Consider the following 12,284-nt stretch of genomic DNA (forward strand, 5'->3'; position numbering starts at 1 on the left):
TGGACCTCGACTCCGACCCCACCAAACTCATCGAGATCGTCGAGATCGGCAAACAACTCCTCATCACCCGAGGAGCGTTGACCACCTTCTCCATCACCAACGACGTCGCGAAGTACTTCGCGATCATCCCCGCCATGTTCGCCATCGCCTATCCGGACCTGGACAAGCTCAACATCATGGGCCTGCACAGCCCGCAGTCGGCCATCGCGTCGGCGATCATCTTCAACGCGCTGATCATCATCGCCCTCATCCCGCTCGCCCTGCGCGGAGTGCGGTACAGGCCCGCCTCCGCGGAGGACCTGCTCCGCCGCAACCTCGCCGTCTTCGGACTCGGCGGCCTGGTCCTGCCGTTCGTCGGCATCAAGCTGATCGACCTCGTCATCTCGTCCCTGCCGGGATTCGGATGACTTCCGTCAGGGGGCCGTCAGAACCGCGTAGGGGCCCTTGAGGCGGGTGGCGGCCGCACCGTTGAATGGTGGTGAGGCGACACCAGCGGCCGCTCCGCCGCCGTCGGGACGAACCTCTGCCGTCGGCGCGGCTTCCCTCTCTCCACGCGCCGATCCTCGAACCCTGCTGCCGGCCATGCCCGCCCCCCGGCCGGCAGCAGGCACCACGTGACCACGGCCCCGAGGCCGGCCGGCGCTGCCTCCCGAGCCGCTGGTTCCCCTGCGGGGGCGGCCTCCGCCGAGGCCGCCCCCGCCCTTCGTCCACCGCGTCCACCGCGTCCGCACCGGTGTGCTCCGCGCGACACGGCCGCGCGGCACGGCCGGGTCGCGCGGAGCCGCAGCATCATGATCGCCGTGAGCGGCGGGCCCGGGATCGCGGACGGGCAGGCTTGGGCGTGCGACACACGGCGACGGCCGGGCCCCCGAGGGGGCCCGGCCGTCGCTGTGATCCCTCCGCGCCGCAGGCCGTCGGATCACGTCGCGAGACCCGCTCGTGGGGCCGGACAGCGCGCGGCACCTAGGCGCCGATGTCGCGCAGCCGCAGGTCCTCCTGTGTCTCGCGCCGTATCAGCAGGCGCGCGGCGCCCTCGCGCACCGCGACGACCGGCGGCCGGCCGACGAGGTTGTAGGCGGAGGCCATGGAGACCTGGTACGCCCCCGCCACGGGCACCGCGAGCAGGTCGCCGGAACGGATGTCACCGGGCAGCAGGACATCGTCCGCGAGGATGTCGCCGGCCTCGCAGTGCCGGCCCACCACCGTGGCCGCGACCGGTCCGGCGGTGGCGGCGCGGCCGATCAGGCGCGGCGCGTAGCGGGCCCCGTACAGGGCGGGCCGGGGGTTGTCGCTCATGCCCCCGTCGACGGCCACGAACATGTTCGGGCCGGTGTGCTTGACGGCCAGGACGCGGTAGAGCGCCACCCCGGCCGGGGCCACGATCGCCCGACCGGGTTCGACGGCCAGCCTCGGCACGGGCAGGCCCGCCGCCGCGCAGCCGGTGGCGAGTTCCGCGCCCATGCGGCGCGCGAGGGCGGTCAGGTCGAGGGCGGGTTCCCCCGGCCGGTGGGCGACCCCGTGCCCGCCCCCCATGTCGAGCTCGGAGAACGTGACGCCGTGGCTGTCCTTGATCCGGGCCATCAGCCCGACCATGCGCCGCACCGCCACCAGGTACGGCTTGACGTCGGTGATCTGGGAGCCGATGTGGCAGTGCAGACCGGTCAGTTCGAGCTGTGGCTGGCCGAGCACCCGGGCGATGGCGTGCTGGGCGGATCCGTCGGTGAGGGACAGGCCGAACTTCTGGCCGTCGGTCCCGGTACGGATCTTCTCGTGGCCGCCCGCCGACACCCCGGGCACCACCCGCACCATGACCTTCTGCCGCCCGGCGGTGCCGGCCAGCGCGGCGATCCGGGCGATCTCCGACGGGCTGTCGACGACGATCCGTCCGACCCCGAGCCGTAGCGCCGTCCCGATGTCGTCCGGTGTCTTCGCGTTGCCGTGCAGCACCATCCGCCCGGGCGGGAACCCGGCGGCGTGGGCGAGTTCGAGTTCGCCGACGGAGCAGACGTCCAGCCCCAGGCCCTCCTCGTCGATCCACCGCACCATCGCGCGGGACAGGAACGCCTTGGCCGCGTACAGCACCTGGGCCTCGGGGAAGGCCGCCCGGTAGGTCCGGCACCGGGACCGCACCTCGTCCTCGTCCAGGACGTACACGGGAGTGCCGAACCGGTCGGCGAGGCCGGCGAGCGAGACCCCGCCGACGCTCAGGTCGCCGTTCGGGAGCCGGGCGGTGGAGGCGGGCCAGACGGACAGGTCGTCCAGTCCTGCCGGGAGTTCGGTGAGAAGGGGAGCGGACATGGCGGCGTCTCCTCGGGAGGCGTGGAACGGGGCTCGGGTCACCGTGCGCGGGCGGGTTCTTCGGCCGCGCGCACCGGCACGGCGGAGACGGCCGGGGCCGAGAGGACCGGGTCGACGAGGAGCCGGTCGACGCCCAGGGGCTCCGTGAGGGAACGCAGCACCGGTTCGGCGAGCCTGATCGCGCTCTGACCGGCGCCGAGGGTCGCGGTCAGCAGGTCGAGGCGGGTGAAGCCGACGGCGGTGCGCTCGCCCAGCGGCGTGCGGAACATCCGCAGCGCGGGACCAGCGGTCTCCGGCCGGACGGGCACGTACAGAAGCCCGGCCCGGTCCTGTTGGTCGGGGTCGGGGTCGTCGTCGTACGAGAAGAGGCACATGAGGTTTCCTCCGGATGGAGCCGCGATCGGCCGTCGTGCGGCCGTATGACGTCGAAGCTATGTCCGCTCCGGCACAGAAGGCCCTCTCGCCTGACGCGATATTGACGGGCATCGCCCGTTTCATACGGATCGCTGACGCTCAACCCCTTCGGGCCACCCTTCAATGGAACTCCGGAGGAAAGGGACTCCGGGACAGGGCGAGACGGGAGGCCGGACAAGTGCGGCAGAGAATCGTGGTCGGCGTGAGCGGGTCCCCGGGGAGCCTGGCAGCCCTGCACCGGGCCGCCGCCGAAGCGCGGGAACGCAACGCGGACCTGTACGCCGTGCTGGCCTGGCAGCTGCCGGGCGGCGGGCTGGGCGGCCGTGCCACCTATGGCACCGCCGCGCTCCGGGAGTACCGGGATGCCGCGGTCGAGGACCTGCGCACGCTTCTTGACGGTGCGTTCGCCGTCAGCAGGCCGGGCGTCGCACTGTCCGGGCTCGCCGTGCGCGGCGAGCCGGGAGCGGTGCTGGTCGAGGCGGCCGATTCGGCCGACAGTCTCCTGGTCGTGGGTGCGGGCTCACGTGGCGGGTGGCTGCCCGCCCTGCGCCTTCCGGTGGCCCGTTACTGCATGGCGCACGCGACCTGCCCCGTTCTCGCGGTCCCCCCGAACCCCCTCGAAGCCGAACTGGCCGCAGTGCACGGTGGCAGCTGGTCCCTTCCTCGCCTGCTCGGGGACCGGCGGCGATGAGCGCTTCACAGGCCCTGGCGCGAAACGGGCAACGCCTTTCGGACGCCAGGCCTGCGCGCTGCCGGGCCTTGTGCCGTCAGACCTGCGCGCTGCCGGGCCTCATGCCGTCAGACCTCTCCCCTCACGCCTCACACCGTCGGGCCCGGCCGTCAGCCCCGGCCGCGGGCCCGCCGTGACATCACCGCGCGCAGGACCCGGCGGCCCTCCGTGGACAGGTCCAGTGCCTTGCGGAGTCCGGCTCCGCTGCCCGCCGTGCCGATGGTCTCCGCCAGGATCTCCAGGATGCGGACCTGCCGTTCCAGCTCCCCGGCGACCATCGGTCCCACGGCGGCCGGTTCACCGGCGCGGGCCGCCTTGAGCACCTGCTCCTCGTCCGGCGGCGTCTCCCCGGCCGGGGCGTCGAGCCGCCCGTGGATCCGCAGGGCGACCAGCGAACAGGCATCCGCCCACTCCCGCAGCGGTACGGCGTCGAAGTCGGAGGGGGCGGCGCCGAGCATGGTCCGCACGAGCGCGGCCGGGCCGTCGGTGACGGACGCGTGCTCCATCCCCGTACGTACCGCCGCGAGGCGGATGGCCCAATCCCGCCCGCTCTCACAGCTCGCCCAGAGCGGGCGCAGGGGCTCTTCCCCGGGCTCCGCGAGCAGCGGCAGGCATCGGTCCAGGCAGGCCAGCGCCCCGGCGGCCAGTGCGCGCTCATCGGCTCGCCCGATCAGTTCCAGCAGACTCATCGACGTCTCCCTCGGTCTACCGGATACTGCGCCGAATGGCTGGAAATCGTCACATCGGAGCGATGGTCACCCCGGAGCGTCAACCGCCGCGCCGGTGCGACGGCGATTCCGTCGCACCACGTCACCGCTGGGCGCCCGGGACCGCCGGTGCGGCCCCGGACCCGCCGGAACGCCGAGGTCTTCGGGTCCGGCGCGCAGAGGAGGGAACCAGAGGATGAAGAGGAGGTCCCTCCCCAGGAGCGCGCGGTCGGCGGACCGTGGCCCGTGGACAGCGGTGCTGTCCACGGGCCACGGTCCGCGGCGAAGGCGCGCCGCTACCTCACCCCGCGCTGCCGGTCCGCTCCGCCAGCTCCTGGAACTGCGCCCAGCTCAGCGCGGGTTTCCGCGGGTCCCACAGCTTCTGTGACGTCGCCACCAGCGGCATCTCGATGCCGTCCGCCACCTGCTGGGTGGTCTGCGCGTTCGGCAGGTCGCCCCAGACGGCGAACCGGCCGCCGAGGATCTGCGGCGAGTAGCGCTCGGCCACGGGTTCGGTGCCGCGCATGACCAGCGGGGTCCACTGCTCGTAGATCCGCTTGCCCGTCGGGTAGACGAAGTCGTTGGGCTCGCCGAGCACGTAGTAGAGGAACTCGTCGTTGAGGTTCAGCATCTTGTAGCCCGCGGCGAGGTACTCCTGCGGCGGGCGGGCGCCGATCTCCTTGCCGGTCCAGTACTCGATCTCGATGTTCTCGTCGGCCTTGACCTTCGTGTCCCGGAAGAGCCCGTCGTTCCAGGCCTTGGCGGTCCGGCCCTTCGGGACGACGACGGCCGCGCGGTCGTTCAGCCAGCCGGTCGCCAGGTCCTCGATGGTCGCCCCGGAGCCGTACTTCTTCTCCGCCGCACGCTGGAGCTGGGGGTAGGAGGCGGCCGGGTTCTGGACCGTCAGCGCCTGGTACTCATCCGCGCCGAGCTGCCAGAACCTCCCCGGGAACAGCTCGGTGTACTCGTCGAGGAGTTCGTCGATGAGCTTGGCCGCGCCCGGCTTGGAGATATCGATGGACCCCTTCGACGCGACGCCCGCGGTGTTGCGCAGCTGGAGGTCGGGGTGGGCGGCCAGCACCGCGCCGAGGTGTCCGGGCGAGTCGATCTCGGGGACGACCTCGATGTGCCGGCTGTTGGCGAGGGCGATGATGCGGCGGACCTCGTCCTGGGTGAGGGCCTCGTCGGAGACCACCTCGGGGTGGGACTTCGACTCGATCCGGAAGGCCTGGTCGTCGGAGAAGTGCAGACCGAGCTGGTTGAGCTTGAGGTCGCCCATCTCGCGTACGCGGTCCTCTATCCACTCCGCGCTGTAGTGCTTGCGCGCGATGTCGAGGTTGAGCCCGCGCTGCGGCCGGTCCGGCCGGTCGTTGACGACGCCCTCGGGGAGGGTGCCGTCCGCCTTGAGCGACTGCTTCAGCGTGCGGGTGCCGTAGAAGACGCCCGACTCGTCGGGTCCGGTGATCTTCACCTTCCGGTCGCTCACGGTGAGCGTGTACGACTCGGTGGGGCCCGCGTCCTTGTCGCCGAGCGCCAGCTCGACGTCTCCCGCCTTCGCCGGCTCGGCGCCCCGGTAGCGGATCTTCAGCTCCTTGGCGAGCAGCTCCGCCTCGTCGGCGAGCACCTGGCTGCCCTTGGCGATGACGACGGTGCTGTCCTTGCCCGGCTGCCAGCCGGGTCCCCGGGCCGGGGTGTGCTCGCGGACCGCGGGGATCGTGCTCGGTGTGCTGGACATCGGGTAGCTGCGGGAGGGCGACGGGGCGACGACCTCGGCGGAGGTGCCGGAGGGCGACGCCGTGTCGCCGGACGATCCGCTGCCGGACCCCTCCGGCCAGACGACGACGGTGAGGGCGACGGCGGCCGCGGCCGTGACAGCCGCGCCGGTGACGAGGGCACCACGCGTGGGCGACATCGGGCAGATTCCTCCGTTGAGTGGGCAGGGACGGGTGAAACGAGCGAATAGTCGATGAAACGAGTGAAGAGGGTGCAAGGTTGGCATTTTTGCCGGGGCCTCGCCCATCGGGGGCTCCGAGGTATCGAACGAAATCCCGGTCGCCGCAGGTCAGACGTCCATCACACGTTCCGAAACTCTCCCGTTCGGGTGATTCTTCCGCAATCCGCCGGACCGCCGTCGACCGATCTCGCTAGCGTTGCGGCACATTGGTCTCTCCCTTCACTCCCACCCCCGTGGAACTCACTCCCACGTCGGGCAACCTCGGTACGCCCCGGTCTGTCTTCAGGAGCAGAGGGTTCCTTCCGGGGCCACGGAGTCATAGCTGTCGTTGATACGAGGAGTCCACGCTGTCCAGGTCCAGCGAGTCCCCCGCCGGCCTGCCGAAGCGATCCACGCCCCCGGCCGGCCGTCCGGCCGTGCCCGCGCAGCCGCGCCACCCGGTTCCGGCCGACGGCCCGGCTGCCCCGACCGCCGACGCTCCGCCGGTTGATCATGCCGTGGGCCTGGCCCATTTCAACAGCCTGCCCGTCGCCGCCGCCGAGGCGGCCTTCCTGGAGTGCTGCGGCAGTCTCCGCTGGGCCCACCGGATGGCCGCCCACCGCCCCTACCCGGATCTCGACGCTCTCCTGGCCGCGTCCGACGAGGCGGGGTACGACCTCGCGCCCCGGGATATCGCGGAGGCCCTGGCCTCGGAGCCGGCCCCCTGCCTGCGCGACGACGCTCCCCGCGCCGCCCATCTGGCGCTGCGGGCCGCGCACGCGGCGTACGAGAGTCGTTTCGGCCACGCCTTCGTGATCTGCCTGGACACCTGTCGGCCCTCCCGGCACGTGGACCAGGTGCTGGCCGGAATCCGGGTCCGGCTGGCGCACGACGCCGACGAGGAGCGGGCCGTCACCGCCGAGGAGCTGCGGAGGCTCGCCCGGAGCCGGATCGTCGAGCTGGTGACGGCGGACCCGCGGCGGTAAGGGGCGCTCTAGCCCGTACGTGCCTGTTTGGTTGCCTCTTTGATCACACGGGAGGCCCCGGCGCGAACGAACCGACAATGCGTCGCTACGATGGCCGGGGCCGGTGGACCGTACCTGGCCGGGTCAGACCGACAGTCAAGCCGGCCGACCCCAATCCCCGCTCCCGGAGGGTTCTTCCGTGCCGGCTGGAACGCTGTACCGCGGCCGGGAAGGCATGTGGTCCTGGGTGGCTCATCGAGTCACCGGTGTCCTCATTTTCTTCTTCCTGTTCGTACATGTCCTGGACACCGCTCTCGTCCGCGTCTCCCCCGAGGCCTACGACGAGGTCGTGGCCACCTACAAGACGCCGATCGTCGCGCTCCTCGAATACGGCCTCGTGGCCGCGATTCTCTTCCACGCGCTGAATGGTCTCCGGATCATCGCCGTGGACTTCTGGGCCAAGGGCCCGCGACTCCAGAAGCAGATGCTCTGGACCGTGATGGGCATCTGGATCGTGCTGATGATCGGGGCCCTGTACCCCGTCCTCGGTCACGCCGTACGCGACGTCTTCGGGAGCTGAGGCCCATGTCCAGTGAGACTTCTTCCGCAGCCGCGATCGGCGACATCGAAGGCGTGAGCCTCTACGACGTCGACCACCCGGCCCCGGTGATCGAGCCCCCGCGCAAGCGCACGGGCAAGACCCCCAAGGCCTCGCGCGGCAATTTCGAGATGTACGCCTGGCTCTTCATGCGCCTGTCGGGCATCCTCCTCGTCGTCCTCGTCCTCGGCCACCTGCTGATCCAGCTGGTGCTCGACGGCGGCGTCTCCAAGATCGGCTTCGCTTTCGTGGCGGGCCGCTGGGCCTCGCCGTTCTGGCAGGTCTGGGACCTGATGATGCTGTGGCTCGCCATGCTCCACGGCGGCAACGGGCTCCGTACGGTCATCAACGACTACGCCGAACGGGACAACACCCGCTTCTGGCTGAAGATGCTCCTGTACACCGCCACGGTGTTCACCGTCCTGCTGGGCACGCTGGTGATCTTCACCTTCGACCCGAACATCCGCTAGGCGCCGGGACAGAGGGACCAGAGGAAACCATGCAGATCCACAAGTACGACACCGTCATCGTCGGCGCCGGCGGCGCCGGCATGCGCGCGGCCATCGAGTCGACCAAGCGCAGCCGTACCGCCGTGCTGACGAAGCTCTACCCCACCCGCTCCCACACGGGCGCGGCGCAGGGCGGCATGGCCGCCGCGCTCGCCAACGTGGAGGAGGACAACTGGGAGTGGCACACCTTCGACACGGTCAAGGGCGGTGACTACCTGGTCGACCAGGACGCCGCCGAGATCCTGGCGAAGGAGGCCGTCGACGCCGTCCTCGACCTGGAGAAGATGGGCCTGCCGTTCAACCGGACGCCCGAGGGCCGCATCGACCAGCGCCGCTTCGGCGGTCACACCCGCAGCCACGGTGAGGCCCCGGTCCGCCGGTCCTGCTACGCCGCGGACCGTACCGGTCACATGATCCTCCAGACGCTGTACCAGAACTGCGTCAAGGAGGGCGTGGAGTTCTTCAACGAGTTCTACGTCCTGGACCAGCTGATCACCGAGGTCGACGGGGTCAAGAAGTCCTCCGGCGTCGTCGCGTACGAGCTGGCGACCGGCGAGATCCACATCTTCCAGGCGAAGTCGGTCATCTACGCCTCCGGCGGCACCGGCAAGTTCTTCAAGGTGACGTCGAACGCCCACACCCTGACCGGTGACGGCCAGGCCGCCTGCTACCGGCGCGGCCTGCCGCTGGAGGACATGGAGTTCTTCCAGTTCCACCCGACGGGCATCTGGCGCATGGGCATCCTGCTGACGGAGGGCGCCCGCGGTGAGGGCGGCATCCTCCGCAACAAGGACGGCGAGCGCTTCATGGAGAAGTACGCGCCGGTCATGAAGGACCTCGCGTCCCGTGACGTCGTCTCGCGCTCCATCTACACGGAGATCCGTGAGGGCCGCGGCTGCGGTCCGGCCGGCGACCACGTGTACCTGGACCTGACGCACCTGCCGCCGGAGCAGCTGGACGCCAAGCTCCCCGACATCACCGAGTTCGCGCGGACGTACCTCGGCATCGAGCCCTACACGGACCCGATCCCGATCCAGCCGACCGCGCACTACGCCATGGGCGGCATCCCGACCAACGTCGAGGGCGAGGTGCTGGCCGACAACACCACCGTCGTCCCGGGCCTGTACGCCGCCGGCGAGGTCGCCTGCGTGTCGGTGCACGGCGCCAACCGCCTGGGCACCAACTCGCTGCTCGACATCAACGTCTTCGGCAAGCGCTCGGGCATCGCCGCCGCCGAGTACGCGACGAAGAACGACTTCGTCGAGCTGCCCGAGAACCCCGCCCAGCTCGTCGCCGACCAGGTCGAGCGGCTGCGGAGCTCCACCGGCACCGAGCGCGTCGCGACCCTGCGCCTGGAGCTCCAGGAGTGCATGGACGCCAACGTGATGGTGTTCCGCACCGAGCAGACGATCAAGACGGCGGTCGACAAGATCGCCGAGCTGCGCGAGCGGTACCTCAACGTGTCCATCCAGGACAAGGGCAAGCGGTTCAACACCGACCTGCTGGAGGCCGTCGAGCTGGGCAACCTGCTCGACCTGGCCGAGGTCATGGCCGTCTCCGCGCTCGCCCGCAAGGAGTCCCGCGGCGGTCACTACCGCGAGGACTTCCCGAACCGCGACGACGTCAACTTCATGCGCCACACCATGGCGTACCGCGAGGTGGCCGCCGACGGCGCCGAGTCGATCCGGCTCGACTACAAGCCGGTCGTGACGACCCGCTACCAGCCGATGGAGCGTAAGTACTGATGGCTACCCCGACCCTGGACAAGACCGACGGGACCGCGAAGCCCGAGGCCGGCTTCGCCGACTCCCCGTTCATCACCGCCACGTTCCGGATCCGCCGCTTCAACCCGGAGGTCTCCGACGAGGTCCAGTGGCAGGACTTCCAGATCGAGATCGACCCGAAGGAGCGTGTCCTCGACGCCCTTCACAAGATCAAGTGGGAGCTCGACGGAACCCTGACGTTCCGCCGTTCCTGCGCGCACGGCATCTGCGGCTCCGACGCGATGCGGATCAACGGCAAGAACAGGCTCGCCTGCAAGACGCTGATCAAGGACATCAACCCGGACAAGCCGATCACGGTGGAGGCCATCAAGGGCCTCACGGTCCTCAAGGACCTCGTGGTCGACATGGACCCGTTCTTCCAGGCGTACCGCGACGTCATGCCCTTCCTCGTCACCAAGGGGAACGAGCCGACCCGCGAGCGTCTGCAGTCCGCCGAGGACCGCGAGCGGTTCGACGACACCACCAAGTGCATCCTGTGCGCCGCGTGCACGTCCTCGTGCCCGGTGTTCTGGAACGACGGCCAGTACTTCGGCCCGGCGGCGATCGTCAACGCGCACCGCTTCATCTTCGACTCGCGCGACGAGGCCGGCGAGCAGCGCCTGGAGATCCTCAACGACCGCGACGGTGTGTGGCGTTGCCGCACCACGTTCAACTGCACGGACGCCTGCCCGCGTGGCATCGAGGTCACCAAGGCGATCCAGGAGGTGAAGCGCGCGCTCATCACGCGTCGCTTCTGACCCTCCCGGGTCCACCCGTACGTCAACAGGCCCCGTCCCCGCAGCCTCACCGCTGCCGGGGGCGGGGTCTGTTGCTGCGCCGGGGCCGCGACGGGCGGTACGGTGCAGCGGAGCCGAAGACCGAAAGAGAACGGGGATCGTCGTGAGTGAGCCGAATCCGTACGCGGACGACGCGTACAAGTGGGGCCCTCCCCAGCAGCCGGGTCACCAGCCCACCGTCGCCGACGGCCAGGGATACGGCTACCCGGCGCCGGGCGCCCCGCCCGCGTACGGCTATCCGCAGCCGCTGCCGGATTCCGCCGCCCGGCCCGGCCCCGGCTACCCCCAGTACGCTCAGCCCACGATGCCGGGCCAGTACCTCCCGGTGCCACAGGGAGCACCCGGCCAGGGCGGCGTGCCGATGCTGTCGATCGGCGACATCACCGTGCTGAGCGACGCGATCGTCACCCCGTCCGGGACGATGCCGCTCAAGGGCGCCATCTGGACGGCCACGGACATGTCGCGCACGGAGGAGAAGATCCCCACGCACGCGGTCGTGCTGGCGATCGTCTTCGCCCTGTTCTGCCTGATCGGTCTGCTGTTCCTGCTGATGAAGGAGAACCGGACCACCGGCTTCGTCCAGGTCACGGTCACCAGCGGCGGCCGGCACCACTCCACGATGATCCCGGCCATGGGCCCGTACACCTTCCCCGCGGTCATGGGCCAGCTCAACCAGGCCCGCTCCATGAGCGCCTGAGTCGCGGGGCAGGTCCACCGGGAGGCCTCCGCCCGGATCGTCCGCCGGTGGGCGCCGGCCACGTACCGCTCCAGGGCCCACCGGCCGACCACCCCGGCGGGGCGGTCCTTCACCGGGAGGACCGTGGGCTCCCCGATAGCCTTGGGCCCGTGGTGAAGGAAGAGAAGAACCCGCAGGAGAACAAGCCGGCCAAGGCCGCGAAGAGCGAGCAGACCCGCACGCTGATTCTCGAAACGGCGCTCCGGCTCTTCGCGGAACGCGGCTACGACCGGACGACCATGCGGGCCATCGCCCAGGAGGCGGGCGTCTCGGTCGGGAACGCCTATTACTACTTCTCCTCGAAGGAGCACCTGGTCCAGGGCTTCTACGACCGGATCGCCGGCGAACACGCGGCGGCGGTCCGGCCGGTGCTGGAGGGCGACGGGGATCTGACCGTTCGTATCAGGGGCGTACTCCTCGGCTGGCTGGACGTGGCGGAGCCGTACCACCGTTTCGCCGCCCAGTTCTTCAAGAACGCCGCCGATCCGGACAGCCCGCTCTCCCCGTTCTCCGAGGACTCGGTGGCCGCCCGTGACGCGGCGATCTCCATCCACGAGCGCTGCCTCGCCGGGGCGGACGTCAAGAGCGACCCGGAACTGGCGCCGCTGCTTCCGCAGTTGATGTGGCTGATGCAGATGGGGCTGGTGCTGTTCTGGGTGTACGACCGCAGCGAGGGCGCCGAGCGCAGCCGCCGACTGGTCGAGCGCACCGCGCCGATCGCCGCACGGGCCGTCGCGCTCTCCCGGTTCCGGGTGCTGCGACCGTTGGTGCGGCAGATCCACGCACTTCTGGTGGAGTTCCTGCCGGGCACGGCGACGGCCGGGGCCTAGGAGC

12 protein-coding genes and 1 pseudogene are annotated in these 12,284 nt (G+C 70.6%); 9 read left to right on the top strand and 4 right to left on the bottom strand.

Annotated elements, in window-relative coordinates; genetic code table 11:
* Window positions 1-407: pseudogene (locus tag ACZ60Q_RS31015) on the top strand (potassium-transporting ATPase subunit B); the annotation flags it as partial.
* Between the two features lie 556 nt (window positions 408-963).
* Here the strand turns inward: ACZ60Q_RS31015 and lysA are convergent.
* Together lysA and ACZ60Q_RS31025 are read right to left on the bottom strand one after the other, a co-directional pair.
* Window positions 964-2,298, bottom strand: a complete 1,335-nt coding sequence (gene lysA / locus ACZ60Q_RS31020; RefSeq protein ID WP_469640887.1) for a diaminopimelate decarboxylase — start codon at window positions 2,296-2,298, stop codon at window positions 964-966.
* A gap of 38 nt (window positions 2,299-2,336) precedes the next feature.
* Window positions 2,337-2,672 carry an SAV_915 family protein gene (locus tag ACZ60Q_RS31025; RefSeq protein WP_469640888.1) on the bottom strand — a complete coding sequence of 112 codons (336 nt, stop codon included), beginning with the start codon at window positions 2,670-2,672 and terminating at the stop codon, window positions 2,337-2,339.
* Window positions 2,673-2,890: 218 nt separating this feature from the next.
* Here ACZ60Q_RS31025 and ACZ60Q_RS31030 point away from each other — a divergent pair, with 218 nt between their 5' ends.
* Window positions 2,891-3,403, top strand: coding sequence for a universal stress protein (locus tag ACZ60Q_RS31030; RefSeq protein ID WP_469640889.1), 513 nt, complete (start codon window positions 2,891-2,893; stop codon window positions 3,401-3,403).
* A 149-nt stretch (window positions 3,404-3,552) separates the two neighbouring features.
* Here ACZ60Q_RS31030 and ACZ60Q_RS31035 read toward each other — a convergent pair whose 3' ends face one another.
* On the bottom strand, window positions 3,553-4,131 hold the full coding sequence (locus ACZ60Q_RS31035) for a hypothetical protein (RefSeq protein ID WP_469640890.1): 579 nt from the start codon (window positions 4,129-4,131) through the stop codon (window positions 3,553-3,555).
* Window positions 4,132-4,450: 319 nt separating this feature from the next.
* A complete protein-coding gene (locus ACZ60Q_RS31040; protein WP_469640891.1) occupies window positions 4,451-6,061 on the bottom strand; it encodes a family 20 glycosylhydrolase in 1,611 nt (536 codons plus the stop codon).
* Between the two features lie 458 nt (window positions 6,062-6,519).
* On the opposite strand from ACZ60Q_RS31040, the gene ACZ60Q_RS31045 reads away from it, so the two are divergent.
* From ACZ60Q_RS31045 to ACZ60Q_RS31075, 7 genes are all read left to right on the top strand, one after another.
* Window positions 6,520-7,068, top strand: coding sequence for a 2-oxo-4-hydroxy-4-carboxy-5-ureidoimidazoline decarboxylase (locus ACZ60Q_RS31045; protein ID WP_469640892.1), 549 nt, complete (start codon window positions 6,520-6,522; stop codon window positions 7,066-7,068).
* Between the two features lie 178 nt (window positions 7,069-7,246).
* Complete coding sequence (sdhC, locus tag ACZ60Q_RS31050; RefSeq protein ID WP_361873555.1) at window positions 7,247-7,627, top strand: succinate dehydrogenase, cytochrome b556 subunit; 381 nt, start codon at window positions 7,247-7,249, stop codon at window positions 7,625-7,627.
* Between the two features lie 5 nt (window positions 7,628-7,632).
* Window positions 7,633-8,115 (top strand): succinate dehydrogenase hydrophobic membrane anchor subunit, encoded by a 483-nt coding sequence (locus ACZ60Q_RS31055; RefSeq protein WP_469640893.1) that lies wholly within the window; start codon window positions 7,633-7,635, stop codon window positions 8,113-8,115.
* A 29-nt stretch (window positions 8,116-8,144) separates the two neighbouring features.
* Window positions 8,145-9,899, top strand: a complete 1,755-nt coding sequence (gene sdhA / locus ACZ60Q_RS31060; RefSeq protein WP_469640894.1) for a succinate dehydrogenase flavoprotein subunit — start codon at window positions 8,145-8,147, stop codon at window positions 9,897-9,899.
* On the top strand, window positions 9,899-10,675 hold the full coding sequence (locus ACZ60Q_RS31065) for a succinate dehydrogenase iron-sulfur subunit (protein WP_030579538.1): 777 nt from the start codon (window positions 9,899-9,901) through the stop codon (window positions 10,673-10,675). The genes sdhA and ACZ60Q_RS31065 overlap by 1 nt, the downstream gene beginning before the upstream one ends.
* Window positions 10,676-10,817: 142 nt before the next feature.
* On the top strand, window positions 10,818-11,411 hold the full coding sequence (locus tag ACZ60Q_RS31070) for a hypothetical protein (protein ID WP_469640895.1): 594 nt from the start codon (window positions 10,818-10,820) through the stop codon (window positions 11,409-11,411).
* Between the two features lie 149 nt (window positions 11,412-11,560).
* On the top strand, window positions 11,561-12,280 hold the full coding sequence (locus tag ACZ60Q_RS31075) for a TetR/AcrR family transcriptional regulator (RefSeq protein WP_469640896.1): 720 nt from the start codon (window positions 11,561-11,563) through the stop codon (window positions 12,278-12,280).
* Window positions 12,281-12,284 lie beyond the last annotated feature (4 nt).

It is taken from the genome of Streptomyces sp. NPDC104313, assembly GCF_055583985.1.